We start from the raw sequence: 18,358 nt of genomic DNA, 5'->3' as shown, positions 1-18,358 counted from the left end.
GTTTTGATTCCTCCACCCAATTATTTTTTCGATTATTGCTCCACTATACTATAGCATTGTTTTCATTTCAATGTTCAAAAAAGATGAGGAAAGTCGCGTATCACCAGAGAATAAATCGATTACGAGGACAAATAACAGCACTTGAAATAAAACGCTTGCATTTCGTTTTTGATTCCAGTATAGTTAACTAAAGAAACTTGCATAGACAAGTTAAGTGAAAGGAGTTTTTCTTATGACAAAGTACCAAGCAGATGCCGAGAAATTGTTAAAAGAAATCGGTGGAAAAGAAAATATTGCTGCAGTCAGCCATTGTGCCACTCGGATGCGTTTTGTTTTAAATGATCCAGCAATAGCGAATGAGGAAGCAATAGAAGATATTCCAAGTGTAAAAGGAATGTTCACTAATGCTGGACAGTTCCAAGTTATTATTGGTAACGATGTAGCAACTTTCTACAACGATTTTGTTTCTGTATCTGGTGTAGAAGGTGTCTCAAAAGAACAAAGTAAAGCGTATGCAAAACAAAATCTTAATCCTATTCAACGAGCAGTCGCTGTTTTAGCTGAAATTTTTACCCCATTGATTCCCGCAATTATTGTTGGTGGACTGATTTTAGGATTTCGAAATGTATTGGAAGGAATCCAATTTGATAGTCTAGGTGGCACAATCGTTGAACACTCACAATTTTGGAGCGGTGTGAATGCGTTCTTATGGTTACCTGGTGAAGCGATTTTCCATTTCCTACCAGTTGGTATTACTTGGAGCATCGCGAAAAAGATGGGTACTACGCAAATATTAGGAATTGTTTTAGGTATTACCTTAGTTTCTCCGCAATTATTAAATGCGTATAGCGTTGCATCTACCGCAGCTGCGGATATTCCATTTTGGGATTTTGGCTTCGCTCAAGTTGATATGATTGGTTACCAGGCACAAGTTATCCCTGCGATGTTAGCTGGGTTTATGCTTGCGTATCTAGAAATCTTTTTCCGAAAAATTATTCCACAATCCATTTCAATGATTTTCGTTCCACTTTTCTCATTAGTTCCAACTGTTTTAGCCGCGCATGTCATTTTAGGACCAATTGGTTGGACAATCGGAAGTTGGATCTCTACTGTCGTTAATGCTGGGTTGACTTCTTCCATTAGTTGGTTATTCAGCGCTGTCTTTGGTTTCTTGTATGCTCCACTCGTAATCACAGGACTCCACCACATGACAAACGCGATCGATATGCAGTTAATTGCAGACTTTGGTTCTACAAACCTTTGGCCAATGATTGCACTATCTAACATTGCTCAAGGTTCAGCCGTCTTAGCAATTATTTTCTTACATCGTGGAAATGAAAAAGAAGAACAAATTTCGATTCCGGCTATGATTTCTTGTTACTTAGGAGTAACTGAGCCTGCGATGTTCGGGATCAATCTAAAATATGTTTATCCATTTGTTGCGGCAATGATTGGTTCTGGTTTAGCTGGCATGTTCGCCACATTGATGAGCGTTCGCGCAAATGCAATTGGTGTTGGTGGCTTACCAGGGATTTTAGCGATTCAGGCAGAGTCTTGGGTACCTTTCATCATCTCAATGATTATTGCCATCTTTATCCCGTTCGGCTTAACAGTTATTTTCAGACGTCAAGGAATCTTAAATAAAATCGATCCTGTTTCTCCAGCTGCTGAAGCTATCGGTGCACAATTTGAAACAGCAAACGGTACAACAGCTGTTCCAGAACAAAAACAATTCGAAGCTACTACTTCCACACTTAAAACAGAAAAATTATTTGCAGTAGCTGCAGGTGAACTAAAAGAAATCACTCAAGTAGATGATCCTGTTTTCTCACAAAAAATGATGGGTGACGGCTATGCTGTCGTACCAACGAACAACAAAGTTTTCTCCCCAGTTACTGGAACAATCACTAACATTTTTGAAACCAAACACGCCATTGGTATTCTTTCTAAAGAAGGCATTGAAGTTTTAGTACACATGGGCTTAGATACAGTTGAACTAAAAGGAACTCCATTCACCGTTCACGTTCAAGAAGGTGAGTTAGTAACCCCAAGTTCACTGATTGCAGAAATGGCTGTTGAACAAGTAGAACAAGCAGGGAAGAAAACAGACATTCTTGTTGTCTTAACAAATACCGAAAAAATTGACAGCTTCTCACTTGATGAAACTGGACTTGTTCGCCCAGAAGAACAAGTTGGTCAAGCTGAAGTTCGCTAGGTCTTTTGCTCTTTGATTCATAAACAAAAAATAAGAGTCACGACAATTGTCGTGACTCTTATTTTTTGTTTTTTTTAAAGTAAAAATTCTTTAAGTGCTTGGTTCACTGCACCAATTGGAAAGCCAACAATGCTGTAATAATCGCCACTTATTTCTTTAACAAATGCACCAGCAAAACTTTGTATGCCATAAGAACCAGCTTTATCCTGATAATCACCTGTTGCCAAATACGTATCGATTTCTTTTTCAGTTAGTGGATAAAAAGTTACTTCAGCTTGCGCTAAAATTCTTTCTTCTCGTTCTTTCGATTTTAAGACAACAGCAGTATACACTTGATGTGTTTCCCCACTTAATGAGCGAAGCGTTGCTTTTGCATCGGCTAAATCCACTGGTTTCCCTAAAATTTTTTGATGATGAATAACCGTAGTGTCACTAGCAATCACTAATGTTTGTTCCGTTTGCTGCTCCACGACTGCTTGTGCTTTTTCATACGCCATTCGTTGAACGTACGCGACAGGGTCTTCACCGTCGATCGGTGTCTCATCAATGTCAGCTGGTTGAATTGCAAACTCAGAAACTAAACGACTCAACAATTCCTTTCTTCGAGGAGATTGAGAAGCTAAGATTATTTTCATTTTCTGCCTCTTTCCTATTTTTTAATGTGGATCTTGGATACGTTTAAACATCCGCTCCATATCCGAGTTAGTAAAATGGATCAATACCGGTCGACCATGTGGGCAATTGAATGGATTTTCACATTGTGCTAAGTCCTTTAGTAATACGCGGGCTTGTGCTTCATTCAAATAATGATTTGCTTTGATTGAACGTTTACAGCTCATCATGATTGCCGTTGCTTCACGAAATTTTTTCACACTAACACTACCTGTTGTCAGCAGCATATCAATCATTTCTCTGATGATCGACTCTTCTTCGCCACTTGGATACCAAGTTGGATGTGCGCGAACAATGAAACTATTCTGCCCAAATTCTTCCAAATAAATCCCGGATTCTTCAAGCAAATGTTTCTTTTCTTTTAGTTTCAATGCGTCATTGTTAGGATAGTCCAAAACAAAAGGTACCAACAATTCCTGTAAGTCATTCGACACTTCGCCGATTTTTTCACGGAAATATTCGTACTTGATACGTTCCTGTGCCGCATGTTGATCGATAATATATAAGCCCGTACTACTTTGTGCAAATAGATAAGTGCCATGCATTTGTCCAAAATATTCCAGTTGTGGAAAGCGTTCAGTTACTTTTTCTGTTTCCAACTTTTGAATGGCTTGATCCAATGCCCGGCTATTTCCTTGGCCAAATTCCGGATGCAAGGCAAGTTCGTCTTCGTAAACTTGTTCTGAGGCATTTCTTTCTACTGTTTGGGGTTGTTCTTCTTGAAATTCGACATTATCCACAGTGGATAATGTTTCTTCTGTGATTTTATCCACAGACTTTTCTACAAAGTTTTCCACAGTATTTTCTTGTTTATCCACCATTTTCCCACCGTTTTCTGGATAATTCGTCATTTCTTCAGAAAATGGAACAAAGTTTTCAACATTTTCCACAGAGTTATCAACAGTTTTTCCAAAATTAGGTTGTTTTGTTTCTTCCACATAAAAACTACTTGTTTCTCGATCAAAATTTAGACTTTGTGGTTTCTTTGGTTTTTCATCTTCAAATGCATAAGATAAATCAATTTCTGTTTGTTCGACTTTTGGCTGGTCTGTGACTTTCTTTTTAAATCTTAAATTGTCTGCAGCACTAGGAATCAGATTTTCTTGACTAAGCGCTTCTTGGATTGCATTTGCTATCAAGTCAGTCAATTCTTTTTCTTTGGATAAGCGGACTTCTTGTTTTGTTGGATGAACATTTACATCCACTAATAGTGGGTCCATTTTGATTTCTAAAACAGCAATTGGATATCGACCAACCATCAATTTTGAGCCATAACCAGCTACAATTGCTTTATTCAAAGCAAAGTTTCTGATATAGCGTCCGTTAATGATCGTTGATAAATAATTCCGGCTCGCACGAGTTACCTCTGGAAGCGAGACATAGCCCACCAGTTCGAAGTCTAAATCTTTTGCTTCGATTTTCAACATTTTTTTGGCAGTAGTTAAGCCATAAATACCAGCAATAGTCTGCTTGAGATCACCATTTCCCGCAGTAGCTAACATCTTATTGCCATCATGAATGAGACGAAAAGCAATATTTGGATGGCTTAACGCCAAGCGATTCACAATGTCCCCAATATTTGCGAGTTCTGTATGCAACGTTTTGACATATTTAAGGCGAGCAGGTGTGTTGAAAAAAAGATTGCTTACAGTAATCTTCGTTCCTTGACGTAATGGTGCTGGGCGATGTTCCGTAACCTCCCCGCCTTTTAGTGCTACGAACGTTCCTTGATTTTCTTCTTGATTAGCTGTTTCAATCGTTAATTCTGAAACAGAAGCAATACTTGGAAGTGCTTCGCCACGAAAACCAAGTGTACGAATCCGAAATAAGTCATCTCGATTATGGATTTTACTTGTTGCATGACGCTTAAATGCACTTTCAACATCATCAGTCAAAATTCCCTCACCATTGTCTATCACTTGAATTGTTCGCAGACCAGCTTCTTCCACTAAGATATCGATTTGGCTGCTTCCTGCATCGATCGCATTTTCGACCAATTCTTTCACAACAGAGGCTGGGCGTTCGACAACCTCACCGGCTGCGATTTGATTGGCTAAACGTTCTGATAGTTCTTGGATTTTCGCCATGGGTCTACGCCTTCTTTCTAAAGTTGTTTTTGTAATTCATATAATTTATTCAGTGCATCCATTGGCGTCATTTCTAATAAATTAAGTTTCTTCAATGATGTCACAACTTCTTGTTCTCCATCTGACAATTCAGCAAATAGAGAAAGTTGTTGTGTTTCCTCATTTACTTGTGCTTCCGAGATTTGTGCAGGCCGTTCCTGCATCTCCACAACAGATTTAACTGGTTCAACAGGGATTTGGTGATGCTTTTCTTCCCCAGATTCAAGTGTTGCTAAAATCGTTGATGCTCGTTTCAACAAGTCTGTTGGTAATCCTGCAATTTTCGCCACATGGATTCCATAACTTTTATCAGCTGGACCTTCCATCATTTTATGAAGAAAGACAACTTCCCCGTCTTTTTCAACTGCTCCGACATGAACATTCTTCAATTGAGAAAGTTCTTCGTCTAAGACTGTTAGTTCATGATAATGCGTCGAGAAAAGTGTTTTTGCCTGAACATTTTGATGAATATATTCAATGATCGCTTGTGCTAGTGCCATCCCATCGTATGTCGCCGTTCCACGACCCAGCTCATCAAATAAAATCAAGCTATTTGGTGTAGCATTGCGCAGTGCTTGATTGGCTTCCATCATTTCAACCATGAAAGTACTTTGACCAGCAATCAAGTCATCGCTCGCTCCAATTCGAGTAAAGATTTGATCAAAAATCGGTAAAACAGCTTTCTGTGCCGGAACAAAACACCCCATTTGTGCCATGATGACAGTTAATGCAAGTTGGCGCATATATGTGCTTTTCCCTGACATATTCGGCCCTGTGATTAACAGAATCATCTCTTGTTCGTCCATCTCGACACTATTTGGAATGTATTCTTGGTGGCCTAGTACTTTTTCAACTACTGGATGCCTACCTTCTTGAATACATAATTGTTGACTATTATTCGTTAAGACTGGACGAACATATTGGTAACGTTCACTGATTGTCGCAAAGCTTTGTAAAACATCAACTGTACTGATTGATTTTGCCAATGTTTGTAAAGGTTGAATAGCTTTTTTCACTTCTTCACGAACAGCTAAAAACAGTTGGTATTCTAAATCGACAGACTTTTCTTCGGCTTCAAGGATTTGAGTTTCTAGTTCTTTTAACTCCGGCGTAATAAAGCGTTCTGCATTTGCTAATGTTTGTTTCCGCTCATACTTGCCTTCTTCTAAGCTCGCTAAGTTTGATTTTGTAATTTCGATATAATACCCAAACACACGATTAAACCCAACTTTTAAGTTTTTGATCCCAGTTTCTTTTCGTTCCCGAGCTTCTAGTTCAGCTAGCCATTGTTTCCCGTTTTTCATGGCTGAACGATAGGCGTCTAATTGTTCATTGAATCCATCGCGAATCACGTTACCTTCTGTGATTTGTAATGGAGGATCTTCATTGATTGCTTGGTTGATTAGCTGAACAAGACCTTCCATTGGTTGCATTTTTTCTAATAGTGCTTGCCATTGTCCTTGGTCGATTCCTTCAATCAGTTGACGAATCATTGGCACTTGTTCAAGTGACGTCTTCAATTGAATCAAATCGCGACCATTCACATTTCCAAATGCCACTCGGCCGGCTAAGCGCTCTAAGTCATAAACTTTAGTCAACGCACTTTGCAGATCAATTCGTTCAAAATAACTATCAACTAAAGAAGCAACCATCTCTTGGCGGGTATTGATTGCATGTGATTGAATCAATGGTCGATCAAGCCATTGTTTGAGCATGCGACCACCCATTGCTGTTTTGGTTTCATCTAATAACCACAATAAAGTCCCATGTTTTTTACCTGTTCGGATCGACTGACTTAATTCCAAATTGAATTTGGAATAATAGTCCATTTTTAAATAGTGATCTGGTTGATATTCCACTGCGTTTTGAATATGGGCTAAACTTCTCTTTTGCGTCACCGCTAAGTAAGTCAATAGCTTTCCTGTCACTTCTTTTTCAAGTCCATCTGTTATTTCACGCGTCAAAAAATTAAATTCGGCATTTTCCTCCAATGTCTCTTGAGAAGAAAAAACTAAACCCAAACGAATACTTAATTGTTCACGTAAGCTAACAGAAATCTCTGTGCCCAATACTAATTCTTTTGTCTGCAATGCAGAAGTTTCATTTAAAACGCCTTCTTCATCAAAAAGATGTGCTGTTTTTAACTCGCCAGTGCTCAAATCAACATAGGCAAAACCAAACTCATCACCTTCTTGTACAACAGCAGTCAAGTAATTATTATCTTTTGCAGAAAGACCTTTACTGTCCATAACTGTTCCTGGTGTCACTAACTGAACAACTTCACGTTTAACCATGCCTTTCGTTGTTTTTGGATCTTCAACTTGTTCACAAATGGCCACTTTATAGCCTTTTTCAACCAAACTATCGATATACCCTTGTGCAGCGTGATGTGGCACGCCGCACATTGGGATTGGATCATCCGCATTGCGATTTCGGCTCGTTAATGTTAGCTCTAGTAGCTGTGAAACTTGGATTGCATCTTCATAAAATAGTTCGTAAAAATCACCAAGACGATAAAACAAAAAAGCATCTTGGTATTGTGCCTTAATGCTTAGATATTGTTCCATCATTGGTGTGTTCTTTGTTTTTTGAGGCATTGTTTTCCTCCTCTAATAATTCATTGATTTCATCTTGAATCAACCCAGTCAAATAGTGCAAAAGATCATTTGCCTCTAGTAATTGGCGACGATATGCAATCACTAAAGGATGTTGTTCAAATGTTTTTGTCAATTGATTCGCACGAGCAATTGCTGCTTGCTCAGCAATCACTTTACCATAATGACCAAATTGGACTGCCTCTTTTTGCGCCACTTTGATCTCCTCGGTCAATTCTTTTAAATAGTTATTTTGATTTACTTTTTCTTCTAATTCCTTATAGCGAACAATAATTTCGTTTTTACCTAGAAGTTTCGTCAGTTGGTCAACTGTTTCTTGTATTTCTGGTTCATTTTCTAAAAAAGCCATTGATCTACCTCACTCCATAAATGGTCGGTCGTCATTGATTTGGATCAATTGAATGTCTTTTGCTTTTCCAGTTGTATCGTCAATCTCCAGCAAGCAACCACATAAAATAGCACGACCTTCTTCCACAACTTCAAAGCGCTTTGGCATTGCTGTTAAAAATTTTTCGATAACCACGTCACGACGCATTCCTAAAATACCATCGTATGGACCTGTCATACCGACATCCGTTAAGTAAGCTGTTCCATTTGGTAGAATACGTGCATCATTTGTCTGAACATGTGTATGTGTTCCCACAACGGCTGACACTTCACCATCTAAAAACCAGCCCATTGCTTGTTTTTCACTAGTCGTTTCTCCATGAAAATCAACAAAAATGATTGGCGTTCTTTTTCGTGCTTCAGCAACTAGTGCTTGCATTTTACGAAATGGGTCATCCAAATCAGTCATAAATGAACGAGCTTGCATATTGATAACGGCAAGTTCCACTTGATTGACTTTGACAAATACCATTCCTTGACCTGGTGTTCCTTCTGGAAAGTTCGCTGGACGAACCATTTTTTTCGCGTCATCAATAAATTCAAAAATACCGCGATTGTCCCATGTATGATTTCCCATAGTCACAACGTCAACACCATCTTGTAAAAGTTTTTTATAAATTTTTTCCGTGATACCTCTTCCAGAAGCAGCATTTTCACCATTCACGATAGTTACTTGTGGACGATATTTTTTCTTCAAACGAGGGACATATTCCGTAATCATTTCTCTTCCCATAGATCCCACTACATCACCAATAAACAATACCCGCACATTGATTCCTCTTCTCTTTTTAACATCATTCTATTATTATAGTAGTTTTTTTTAAGAAAGAAAAGCTCTCTGAGAAGGTTGTAACCATGAGTCATAAGACAAACTGTGGAACAAAAAAGCCCGAGACTTTCTTTCGTCTCGGACTTCTTATCAAGGGCTAGTCATCAATTTTTGATTACTCATTGACTAATTGTATTTAAATTACAGCTAATTTTTTGAGTGCTTTCCAAATACCATCTTGATCATTCGTATCAGTCACCAAATCGGCTGTAGCTTGAACTTCTGCTGACGCATTTCCCATTGCCACACCAATACCCGATTCACGTAACATTTCTCGATCATTCAATCCATCGCCAAAACTGATGATGGATTCGCGTGGAATTCCGACTTGGTCTGCCAAATGAAGGATCGTTGCAGCTTTTGAACCATCATGAGGCACCACATCTACACTGTTTTCATGCCAACGAACAAAACGAAGTTTGTCGTATTTTTGAAACTGTGTGTCATAACTTTTATTGAAGAATGCTAAAGCTTGATAAATGTCTTGATCTTCAACAAAAAATTGATCCAATTCAGGCAACACCGCGCCAAAGGAATGCATCGCTTCTTCCATGATTTGAACATCATTAGAAGAAGATCGCTTCATATTATCCAAACTAACAAACGCTGTATCAATTTCTTTTGTCTGAGCTTCTTCAACAAACGTGTCTAGCTGGTCACGATCCAACAAATTTTTGTAAACTTGTTCATGATCCAAGAATCCAGCTGCGCCATTACACAAAATATAATTTTCAAATTCTAATTCACGAATAATTTCTTGCGCATGAAAACGACTACGCCCTGTTGCGATTGTCACTAAATGTCCTGCTCGTCGCAATTGTTGCAATGCTTCTCTTGTGCTATCTAATGCTTGTTTGTTTGTGTCCAATAACGTTCCGTCAATATCAAAGGCAAATAAGCTTCGTTCCATGTCTGATCGTCTCGCTTTCTTATAGATATTTGCTTGCTTCTCTTACTGCCAACTTACTGAATGTTTCGTGTTCTAATAAATCTTTTACCCAGCCGGGATTCGTTTTGCTGTAATCGCGCAAGGCCCAGCCAATCCCTTTTTGAATAAAAAATTCGTTTGTTTTTATATCTTGTAGGATCGCTTTTTTCAATAGTGACTGGTTTACCTTTTCTTTTAATCCTAACTGTAAAGTAATTGCGATCCTCCGTAACCAAAAATCTTCTTGCTGAATGAATAGGTTAAACACTTGCTCCAACTGATCTGGATGTGCCATACACCACGTCGTGTATACTTTACGCCAAGAATCAATACTGTCCCACCACTCTTTTTCTTGTACAAGTGATAACAACATTACCAAGTCAGAAAATGCCAGACGTTTCACATGAAGTTGAATCAGCTCGATTGCTACATATTGATACTCTCTTTCTGATTTTTGATAATATTTTTTTGCAAGTGACAAAATTTCTGTTACTTCTAGTTGTTTGCTTTGCGCCAGAAACATTTTTTGTAAACGCGCGCGTTCTGGTTTTGGCACACCTGCAAAAATGAAATGATTTTTCATGTACTTTTCCATGGTTACAGCCTGTTCTTCATTTTTAGGAAAAATAAGTTCGTCCAAGTTAGCTCCTCCGCTCAAAATAATAAGCAATTCACTTTTACAGTTTCCTTACCATTTCACGATTTATTTTTATTTTAAAAGTGCCCCTTTATTGTCAGTTAAATCGATTGGACAGATACCTTCTCATTTTATAGAGCATACGATCGTTTGTAAAGCGTTTTTACGCGTTTCTCTACTTGACACTTGCCCTTTACATCAACTATACTGTAATTTGTGTAAAATAATGCAGCAGGAAAATAATAGCTCGTCCCTAGTTTGTTGCCCCGTTTCGGGTTCAATTGTGTAACCGCGGCTGCAAAGGTGAAGATTGAAGAACAAACTATACGAATATGAATTTTTTAACGGATTATTTTACTCCAAAAACTAAACTTAATTTATTGGAGGAAATCTCAATGTCTCGTTATACTGGACCATCATGGAAAATTTCTCGTCGCCTAGGTATTTCATTATCAGGCACAGGTAAAGAATTAGCACGTCGCCCTTACGCACCAGGTCAACACGGACCTAACAGCCGTGGCAAACAATCTGAATACGGCATGCAATTAACTGAAAAACAAAAACTTCGTCACATGTACGGAATGAACGAACGTCAATTCCGTAACTTGTTCGTTAAAGCTAGCAAAATCAAAGAAGGTAAACACGGTGTTAACTTCATGATCTTACTAGAACAACGTTTAGACAATGTTGTTTACCGTCTAGGTCTTGCAACTACTCGTCGTCAAGCACGTCAATTAGTTAACCATGGCCACATCACTGTTGATGGCAAACGTGTTGATATTCCATCATACCACGTAGAAATCGGTCAAGTAATCGGTGTTCGTGAAAAATCACAAAACATCGTAACTGTTAAAGAAGCTGTAGAAGCTACTGTTGGACGTCCAGCATTTGTAAGCTTTGACGCTGAAAAATTGGAAGGTTCATTAACTCGTTTACCAGAACGTGACGAACTTTATCCAGAAATCGACGAAGCTCTTGTCGTTGAATACTACAACCAAAGCCTATAATTCATGGCTTCAAAACCAAAGCAACCATTTTCGGATGGTTGGCTTTGGTTTTTTTTTTTGCAAAAATACTTTACAAACTAACTTTTTTCTTCTAAACTATCGTTAACCAAAATAAAAATTAAAGTTAACGAAAAGAGGAAATTATGAAAACGTCATTGAAGCCACTTATTATTGCTGCAGAATTTGCAGCTATCATCGCTATTTTGTCTCAATTTACGATTCCATTAGGGATTGTGCCATTAACTGGACAAACTTTCGCGATTGGATTAACAGCTACTTTATTGGGTCGACGTAACGGAACACTGTCTGTCTTGATTTATTTATTATTAGGAATTATTGGGCTTCCTGTTTTTGCAGGATTATCAGGTGGGTTGAGTATTGTTTTTGGTCCTACTGGTGGCTATTTGCTTGGTTTTATTTTCCAAGCCTGGCTGACTGGTTACCTCGTGGAAAAAAATGTTTCTAGCTATATTTGGGTTATCATTGCTAACGTGATTGGTTCATTTGTTACACTCATTTTCGGTGTCATTTGGCTAAAAGTCAGTGGTGACCTGTCGTGGCATACAGCCATGGTTAGTGGCTTCGTTCCATTCATTTTCCCGGGAATCATCAAAGCGATCGCTGCTGGTTATCTAGGAACGCTCATTCGCCATCGTTTACCAAAATATTTTGCCTTTGAACAGCAACAATCATAAAATGGAAAGTCTTAGCCATTTTGATTTTTGTTGCTGATTTAAAAAATTGAAACACGGCCAACTTTCAGCATAAAAAAGAGTGGAACAAACAAAACAACTTTTTGTTTGTTCCACTCTTTCTTATTATCTTTAATTTGAACTAGAATCAAGCATTTCATTGATTTGTTCATCGTATAAGTTTTCAACGCTTTCGACAAATTTTTCAACTTCAGCTTTCGTACTTGTTCCCTCTTCCCACTTTACATAAAAGAGAAAATATTCTTTTTCCAATTCATTGATAAACTTGGAAATAGCTAACGTTTGTTCCTCAAAATTTTTCCACGTTTGCAATCCCTGAAGCACAGCCACGATTGCACTGATAATTGAGATCACCCTTAATAAATACATGTGCTCAGGTACCATTGATGCCAGAACGGGTATACAGGAAGACAAAATCAATTTTGATGCATTGCTAACAAAGATGATATTCTTTAATCGTTTTCTTTTTTTGCGTAAATGAGTAATTGGTTGCTTGATCCTTTTCTCTATGTATTCATTAAAATTATCTTTCGTTTGATTTTTTTCCATGCACAAAACTTCTTTCATTTTTATCCTATCATTATATTTAGTATAACTTTAACTTTAAAATAAAAAAAGAGCTTCAGGCAATCCCTAAGCTCTTCACGTAATCGTCCACTTGCAAGTTCCCATCAAACCTGCAACAGACGAATCATTTATTTTGTTAAATCAATTTTTTTACTCATCCAATAGATAATCACACCGCCAACGCCCATCGACACCAATTCTCCTAAGGCAATGATCGCCCAGTTAAAGAAAAAGGGTGCTTGATAGAAAAAGGTCAACTGACCTGCCACCGTAAACATTGAAAAAGCAAAAATCAATGCAGTAATAATCATTTTCGTTTTCATCTTCTTGACTCGTTTGGTTACTTGATAATTGATCAATAAAACGAGCAAGGTACTGACACTCCCAATGACAACATCAACGAGGCCTAACGGAGAAAACAGATTGGCCAAAGCGACACCAAGAGTTACTGAGATAATATATTTCTTATTGTACAATGATAAATAATTAAACATTTCTGATAGACGAATTTGGATTGCGCCAAAGCTAATGACAGCTAAAAAGACGGTCACTGCTACGTAAAGTCCAGTAACTAACGCCATTCTTGCCATTTCCGTCGTCGTCCAGCGACTAGCAGCCTGGCTATTTTTCTGTTCCATAATTGTTCTCCTTTGCAAGATCAACATCTTGGTAATAACTACGACCAAAGGATGGGAATCTTCTTCCAACTGAAGTGCCGTAGTGCGGAAATTCCGCTACATTTATCATACAGGAATCAAGAAAAAACTCAAGATTATTTTAGCAACCAGCCACCATCGATTGGCACGATTGCTCCGTGGATGTAACTCGCTTGAGGCGTTGCCAAGAACAAAGTCAGTTCTGCCACTTCTTCTGGTTTTGCCCAACGCTTAACTGGTGTTTCATCTGCTACCCACTGAGCCATTTCTCCTGTTCCTGCGAAATCAGCTGCGTTCATCGGTGTCTCGATTGCACCTGGCGCAATCGCTTTTACCCGAATCCCTTTTGCAGCATAATCCAAAGCAAGTTGTTTCGTAAAACCAACAATTGCATGTTTGGCACTCGTGTAGGCAATTCCGCCACCACCAGCTACTAAGCCGGCAATAGAAGCCATGTTGATGATCACACCTGCTTGTTGGGCAATCATTTCAGGTAAAAGTAACCTTGTTACGCGAAACATACTTTTTACATTTGTTTCATAGATGCTTTCCCACAATTCTTCACTTGTTTCAAGTAGCGGTTTATAGTCGTCCAAAATGCCAGCAGTGTTTAACAAAATAGTCACAGTACCAAAATACTCATGACATTGTCTAATTGCTTGTTCCAATGAGGATTGATCTCTTATATCACCTACAAAAAAAGAAAATTGCTCAGAGAAATGTTGCGCAACTGTTCCCATTTTTCCGACTTGTCGATCAAACCCAAATACAAAAGCACCCTGCGCTAAAAAAGCGTGTACTTGTGCTTCACCAATGCCCGAAGCTGCACCAGTTACAAAAACGACTTGTCTATCTAAGTCTGGATACTGGTTATTCATTCAACTACTTCCCAGTCATCTGCTAAAATATCACAAACAGTTGGCGCAAAACTTGAGAATCCTTCATCACTCGTCTTGATTAAAAAATAAGGTGTTACTGGACAACCATCAAACTCATCATCTGTGACTAAAACAACATATAACTCAAAGCCACTCCAGCCCTTACGAATCATTTTTGCTCCTTGTTTCACTTTTGGTAAAATTTCTTCAAATGTCATTGTTGTACCCCTTCTCATTTTTTTCTTTTTGAATTGCCTGTAATTTTTGAGTCAACTGAATATAATCTGTCAGCTGTAATTCCTGAGCAACAATAAAATAATCTAAGTCGGCCCAAGGTTTTTTGTGTACCTTACTTGTGGAGATCAATAAATCAACTGCTCGTCCGCGATAATTCGCCGGCAAAAAAACTAGTCGATAATCATTGCGGAAAAAATTACGGAGACTTGCCATCAATAATTCTTCTTCAAAGACCGGAAAATCAGTCATTAGCAAAACAGTAATTTCTGGTAATTGCGTCATAAATGCGCCCAAGGTTTTCATAACCGTCAAATAACGAGCCATCAAAAAACTTTGATTTTGAAATGCTAAGCTAGCTTCGGTTTCTTTTGCCTCTTCAAAAAAAGATAGTAACCATTGGTTCAACTTAGGATTTCTCACAATCAGGTGATTATGAAAGTCGCTACTGTTTCCATCAATCGTTGCCTTTGCATCTGGAAATAAAAAAGTAAAGATGTGGCTACTAAATAAATAATTTTCTGCTTCCATCGACAAAGGTTCCTCAGGTAGATGCTGTTCTTTTTGATAAAGAAGCAAGGCACGTTCTGCTTCTCGCAGAGCTTTAAATGGCGGCGTCTCTGCTGAATGATGGAATGAGTAGATCATTTCTCTGATTTGAGAATTAGAATAATATTCTTCTCTAGTCATCAATACTAAAAACAATGCTCCTAATTCATCCTCAACTTGAAAATAATTGGGAAACACTGGTGCCATTGCTTGGCAAAAACGTTTAAATAACAAGTTATTAGAAATCAACTCTCGTTTTCTGCGATTTAAAATAACAAAATGTTTTTGTGATTTTCGCAAAAAGAACGCACCTAGCATGTACTCTAGTCGTCTTTTCTTGATTTCATTCAGTTGAACGTGGAAAAAATCAATAATTTGATCGGCGATTTTTTTGACATCTGTTTGCGAAATTGTTTCGAATGGCCAAATTTTTCCACGGAACAATTGCCAAAAAGTCATATGTAAATATAAGCGAATGATTTCTTCTTCCCCTTTTGCGACATAACTTCTTCGTTGTAATGTAATTCCATATGAATGCAACTCTTGTTTCCATTCATTGATTTTTCGATGCGCAGTTGACTCACTGATATAATTTTTCTGAGCAAACTGGTACATCGTCCGAAACTCTTCAAAAAAAATGTCGTGCAACAACTGAAACTTCAGCGTACTTTGCACGAGATAGATTAAAAATCGTTCATGTTCTATCGGATCTAACGTCGTTGAAAAGTTATAGCCTGATCGGCGATTTTTGCTAAAAAGTGCTTGTGCCTTCCCGCTGAAGTGCTGATAACTTTTCGTTAATTCACTCAAATATTTTGTGACACTCCGCGCGTCAAGCTGTACACTTTGTGCAAGCTGAGCCGCAGTGTGCCACTCATGATCCTCAAAGCTTTCCAGCAGGAGAATCTGATAATATAAGTCTTTATCAAACGTCTTGAGGTAATCTGATGACAAATACATTTGCTCGGCTCCTTTGTGCTAGAACTTTTTGGTTATTGTAGCACAAAACGCCATTTCTCGCATTAAAACCAGCTAGCAAAAGGTTGGAAAATCAACGGTAATAAGAAAACTGTGAGCATTCCATTCACACAAATAGCAAGTCCAGAAATGATTCCTTCCACTTCGCCAATCTCAATCGCTTTTGCAGTTCCTATAGCATGTGACGTACTACCTAAAGCAACTCCTCGTGCAACTGGACTTTTGATTTTAAATAAACGAAAGATGTGTGTGGCAATCAATGATCCAAAAATACCCGTTGATACAACAATTGCTAAAGTGACTGCATTAACGCCGCCCATTGTATGAGAAAGATCAACGGAAATTGCTGTCGTCACAGATTTTGGTAGCAAAGAAATCACCATCTCCTTCTTCAACAAAAAAAGATAACCAATTCCGACACTAACCAAACAATTCACCACAATTCCAGCAAGAATAGCCGAAATGACCGGAAGAAAATTTTCTTTCAGTAAATGTAGATTCTTATATAAAGGAATCGCTAAAGCAACCGTGGCAGGGGTAATTAGCATCGTTAAAAAATTTCCACCAACATTATAGTCAGCATAACTAATCCCCGTAAAATGCAAAAAGAAAATAATAACAACAATTGACAACACTAAAGGATTGATGATTGGTAATTTATATTTCCGCAAAAATTTATCTGATAATACATACACACCTAAAGTCAGGCTAAGACCAAACAATGGGTTTTTAAGAAACTCACTCAACTTGGTTATCCTCCACTTCATTTTTTTGGTTTTTTCGCTCTTGCAAATAATTGATTGCTGCTTCGACACCTTCTGCTGTTTTCCCAGCAGCCACCATCGTAAAAATTGCACAAACGACTACTGCCCCCAATAAGACAGGCCAGATAGTTGCGATGTCGTCATAATATTCCAATAACCCCACGCCAGCAGGCACAAATAAAATGGTCAGATTGTTCAATAAAAAATCACCAGTTGCTCCAATTTTTTCAGGATCTACTAATTTCATTTCAAATGCTAGAAATAAAAAGATAATACCTAAAATACTTCCTGGAATTGGTAAATGGGCAAACACTCGTATTCCCTCGCCTAAGACAGAGAAAAAAAGAATAATGAAAAACTCTTGAAAAAATTTCATGTAATACACTCCTTACGTCTGATTTTCATTTTACTAACAATCTTTTTCTGAAAGTTTCAAAACGTGCTGTTTCTAAGAAGCATCTTTTGAAAAAATAAATAAGTTTTATTTGGTATATTTAAAGGTGAAGTTGGTGAGTTGTAGGGGACTTTTTTTCTAAAAAAAGGGTTAGCTTGTTCCAGTTGGTCTAAATCATTTTTTCTTTTGATTGATTGCACTTATTACGACCTCGAAGAATGGCTAGCACGAGACACCGCACCTGCTTTTGTGTTGATGTTTCTTTTTTTTTGCACTTTTATAAATTTTTGGAGGTATATATGGATTACTCATTAATGACTCGTCTTGCGGCGGAAGTGTTGGGTACAGCTTTATTGATTATTTTAGGTAACGGTGCTGTAGCCAATGTAGATTTAAAAGGTACAAAAGGTTATGGTAGCGACTGGATGCTGATTGCTGTTGGTTACGGTTGTGGGGTTATGATTCCAGCAATGATCTTTGGTGGGATTAGTGGAAACCACATCAACCCTGCATTTACTATTTCTCTAGCAATGAACGGATTATTCCCTTGGGCAGAAGTTGCACCTTACATTGGCGCACAATTCCTTGGAGCAATCATTGGACAATTAGTCGTTGTTGCTTGTTACAAACCTTACTACGATCAAACAGAAGACGTAAACCACGTGTTAGGAACTTTCTCAACGATCAATAGTGTTGGTTCTAAGTTCAACGGCTTCGTTAACGAATTCTTTGGTTCATTCGTTTTATTCTTTGGCGCTTTAGGAATTACCAAAGCACCTTTCTTCCAAGACAATCTTGGAACTGCTCACTTAGCACTTGGTTTCCTTGTTTGGACACTGGTAGCTTCACTAGGTGGTCCTACTGGTCCTGGATTAAATCCAGCTCGTGACCTTGGTCCTCGTTTGTTACATGCAATCTTACCATTGAAGCACAAAGGTTCATCACAATGGAGCTACGCTTGGGTACCAGTTATTGCACCTATCTGCGCTGGGATCGTTGCAGTCTTCTTATACAAAGCACTATTCATGGCTTAATCTTATCGATAAAAAGCGCACAATGAAAAATTTCATTGTGCGCTTTTTTTTGTTAATGTATGGTCCTTTCAATTTAAGCAACTTCTTACTTATCCTGCTAAGTTTGCTTCACTTTTCTCAATAACAGAATCATTGACACAGAAACGAGAAAACTTGATAAAAAAGATAGGACAAA

At 38.1% G+C, this 18,358-nt stretch carries 17 protein-coding genes and 1 pseudogene; 4 read left to right on the top strand and 14 right to left on the bottom strand.

Annotated elements, in window-relative coordinates; genetic code table 11:
- The first annotated feature begins 232 nt into the window (after positions 1–232).
- Complete coding sequence (gene treP, locus AC4BD1_RS00645; protein ID WP_490466698.1) at positions 233–2,215, top strand: PTS system trehalose-specific EIIBC component; 1,983 nt, start codon at positions 233–235, stop codon at positions 2,213–2,215.
- Positions 2,216–2,289: 74 nt separating this feature from the next.
- Here treP and AC4BD1_RS00640 read toward each other — a convergent pair whose 3' ends face one another.
- From AC4BD1_RS00640 to AC4BD1_RS00610, 7 genes are all read right to left on the bottom strand, one after another.
- Positions 2,290–2,850: a Maf family protein gene (locus AC4BD1_RS00640; RefSeq protein WP_490466697.1), complete on the bottom strand. Its 561-nt coding sequence runs from the start codon at positions 2,848–2,850 to the stop codon at positions 2,290–2,292.
- A gap of 21 nt (positions 2,851–2,871) precedes the next feature.
- Positions 2,872–4,974: a DNA mismatch repair endonuclease MutL gene (gene mutL / locus AC4BD1_RS00635; protein WP_490485674.1), complete on the bottom strand. Its 2,103-nt coding sequence runs from the start codon at positions 4,972–4,974 to the stop codon at positions 2,872–2,874.
- A gap of 17 nt (positions 4,975–4,991) precedes the next feature.
- A complete protein-coding gene (gene mutS, locus AC4BD1_RS00630; protein WP_206907664.1) occupies positions 4,992–7,610 on the bottom strand; it encodes a DNA mismatch repair protein MutS in 2,619 nt (872 codons plus the stop codon).
- Positions 7,558–7,977, bottom strand: a complete 420-nt coding sequence (locus AC4BD1_RS00625) for a YlbF family regulator (protein WP_206907667.1) — start codon at positions 7,975–7,977, stop codon at positions 7,558–7,560. Before AC4BD1_RS00625 ends, mutS begins: the two co-directional genes overlap by 53 nt.
- Before the next feature lie 9 nt (positions 7,978–7,986).
- Entirely contained in the window at positions 7,987–8,784 is a 798-nt protein-coding gene (locus AC4BD1_RS00620; RefSeq protein ID WP_206907669.1) for a TIGR00282 family metallophosphoesterase, read from the bottom strand.
- 196 nt (positions 8,785–8,980) lie between these two features.
- The gene (locus AC4BD1_RS00615; RefSeq protein WP_490466694.1) at positions 8,981–9,754 is read right to left on the bottom strand and encodes an HAD family hydrolase; all 774 of its coding nucleotides are present in this window, start codon (positions 9,752–9,754) and stop codon (positions 8,981–8,983) included.
- A gap of 19 nt (positions 9,755–9,773) precedes the next feature.
- Entirely contained in the window at positions 9,774–10,412 is a 639-nt protein-coding gene (locus AC4BD1_RS00610) for a DNA alkylation repair protein (RefSeq protein ID WP_206907678.1), read from the bottom strand.
- Between the two features lie 392 nt (positions 10,413–10,804).
- Here AC4BD1_RS00610 and rpsD point away from each other — a divergent pair, with 392 nt between their 5' ends.
- Both rpsD and AC4BD1_RS00600 read left to right on the top strand, forming a co-directional pair.
- Positions 10,805–11,416, top strand: coding sequence for a 30S ribosomal protein S4 (rpsD, locus tag AC4BD1_RS00605; protein ID WP_067483447.1), 612 nt, complete (start codon positions 10,805–10,807; stop codon positions 11,414–11,416).
- A gap of 143 nt (positions 11,417–11,559) precedes the next feature.
- Positions 11,560–12,111: a biotin transporter BioY gene (locus tag AC4BD1_RS00600; RefSeq protein ID WP_490466693.1), complete on the top strand. Its 552-nt coding sequence runs from the start codon at positions 11,560–11,562 to the stop codon at positions 12,109–12,111.
- 129 nt (positions 12,112–12,240) lie between these two features.
- On the opposite strand, the gene AC4BD1_RS00595 is transcribed toward AC4BD1_RS00600, so the two are convergent.
- The 7 genes and pseudogenes from AC4BD1_RS00595 to AC4BD1_RS00565 all read right to left on the bottom strand — a co-directional run bounded on the left by AC4BD1_RS00595 (position 12,241) and on the right by AC4BD1_RS00565 (position 17,131).
- Positions 12,241–12,678: an SLATT domain-containing protein gene (locus tag AC4BD1_RS00595; RefSeq protein ID WP_490485673.1), complete on the bottom strand. Its 438-nt coding sequence runs from the start codon at positions 12,676–12,678 to the stop codon at positions 12,241–12,243.
- Between the two features lie 146 nt (positions 12,679–12,824).
- Positions 12,825–13,334 (bottom strand): QueT transporter family protein, encoded by a 510-nt coding sequence (locus tag AC4BD1_RS00590; protein ID WP_490485672.1) that lies wholly within the window; start codon positions 13,332–13,334, stop codon positions 12,825–12,827.
- A 134-nt stretch (positions 13,335–13,468) separates the two neighbouring features.
- On the bottom strand, positions 13,469–14,230 hold the full coding sequence (locus AC4BD1_RS00585) for a 3-oxoacyl-ACP reductase (RefSeq protein ID WP_490485671.1): 762 nt from the start codon (positions 14,228–14,230) through the stop codon (positions 13,469–13,471).
- The gene (locus AC4BD1_RS00580; protein ID WP_206907688.1) at positions 14,227–14,448 is read right to left on the bottom strand and encodes a DUF2829 domain-containing protein; all 222 of its coding nucleotides are present in this window, start codon (positions 14,446–14,448) and stop codon (positions 14,227–14,229) included. Before AC4BD1_RS00580 ends, AC4BD1_RS00585 begins: the two co-directional genes overlap by 4 nt.
- Positions 14,438–16,036: pseudogene (locus tag AC4BD1_RS00575) on the bottom strand (helix-turn-helix domain-containing protein). Before AC4BD1_RS00575 ends, AC4BD1_RS00580 begins: the two are co-directional and overlap by 11 nt.
- The gene (locus AC4BD1_RS00570; RefSeq protein ID WP_206907692.1) at positions 16,036–16,737 is read right to left on the bottom strand and encodes an LrgB family protein; all 702 of its coding nucleotides are present in this window, start codon (positions 16,735–16,737) and stop codon (positions 16,036–16,038) included. Before AC4BD1_RS00570 ends, AC4BD1_RS00575 begins: the two are co-directional and overlap by 1 nt.
- Positions 16,730–17,131, bottom strand: coding sequence for a CidA/LrgA family protein (locus AC4BD1_RS00565; RefSeq protein WP_490466690.1), 402 nt, complete (start codon positions 17,129–17,131; stop codon positions 16,730–16,732). Before AC4BD1_RS00565 ends, AC4BD1_RS00570 begins: the two co-directional genes overlap by 8 nt.
- Positions 17,132–17,448: 317 nt before the next feature.
- Between AC4BD1_RS00565 and AC4BD1_RS00560 the strand changes: the two genes are divergently transcribed.
- Positions 17,449–18,183, top strand: a complete 735-nt coding sequence (locus tag AC4BD1_RS00560) for an MIP/aquaporin family protein (protein ID WP_490466689.1) — start codon at positions 17,449–17,451, stop codon at positions 18,181–18,183.
- The last annotated feature ends 175 nt before the right edge of the window (positions 18,184–18,358 follow it).

The organism is Enterococcus sp. DJ147D b, assembly GCF_058216655.1.
This window is presented reverse-complemented; position numbering and strand designations above follow the sequence as displayed.

Coding starts and splice junctions, on each gene's coding strand:
- AC4BD1_RS00580 (WP_206907688.1), bottom strand. CDS start 14,448: ATGACATTTGAAGAAATTTTACCAAAAGTGAAACAAGGAGCAAAAATG.
- rpsD (WP_067483447.1), top strand. CDS start 10,805: ATGTCTCGTTATACTGGACCATCATGGAAAATTTCTCGTCGCCTAGGT.
- AC4BD1_RS00590 (WP_490485672.1), bottom strand. CDS start 13,334: ATGGAACAGAAAAATAGCCAGGCTGCTAGTCGCTGGACGACGACGGAA.
- mutS (WP_206907664.1), bottom strand. CDS start 7,610: ATGCCTCAAAAAACAAAGAACACACCAATGATGGAACAATATCTAAGC.
- mutL (WP_490485674.1), bottom strand. CDS start 4,974: ATGGCGAAAATCCAAGAACTATCAGAACGTTTAGCCAATCAAATCGCA.
- treP (WP_490466698.1), top strand. CDS start 233: ATGACAAAGTACCAAGCAGATGCCGAGAAATTGTTAAAAGAAATCGGT.
- AC4BD1_RS00585 (WP_490485671.1), bottom strand. CDS start 14,230: ATGAATAACCAGTATCCAGACTTAGATAGACAAGTCGTTTTTGTAACT.
- AC4BD1_RS00600 (WP_490466693.1), top strand. CDS start 11,560: ATGAAAACGTCATTGAAGCCACTTATTATTGCTGCAGAATTTGCAGCT.
- AC4BD1_RS00640 (WP_490466697.1), bottom strand. CDS start 2,850: ATGAAAATAATCTTAGCTTCTCAATCTCCTCGAAGAAAGGAATTGTTG.
- AC4BD1_RS00595 (WP_490485673.1), bottom strand. CDS start 12,678: ATGGAAAAAAATCAAACGAAAGATAATTTTAATGAATACATAGAGAAA.
- AC4BD1_RS00560 (WP_490466689.1), top strand. CDS start 17,449: ATGGATTACTCATTAATGACTCGTCTTGCGGCGGAAGTGTTGGGTACA.
- AC4BD1_RS00615 (WP_490466694.1), bottom strand. CDS start 9,754: ATGGAACGAAGCTTATTTGCCTTTGATATTGACGGAACGTTATTGGAC.
- AC4BD1_RS00565 (WP_490466690.1), bottom strand. CDS start 17,131: ATGAAATTTTTTCAAGAGTTTTTCATTATTCTTTTTTTCTCTGTCTTA.
- AC4BD1_RS00625 (WP_206907667.1), bottom strand. CDS start 7,977: ATGGCTTTTTTAGAAAATGAACCAGAAATACAAGAAACAGTTGACCAA.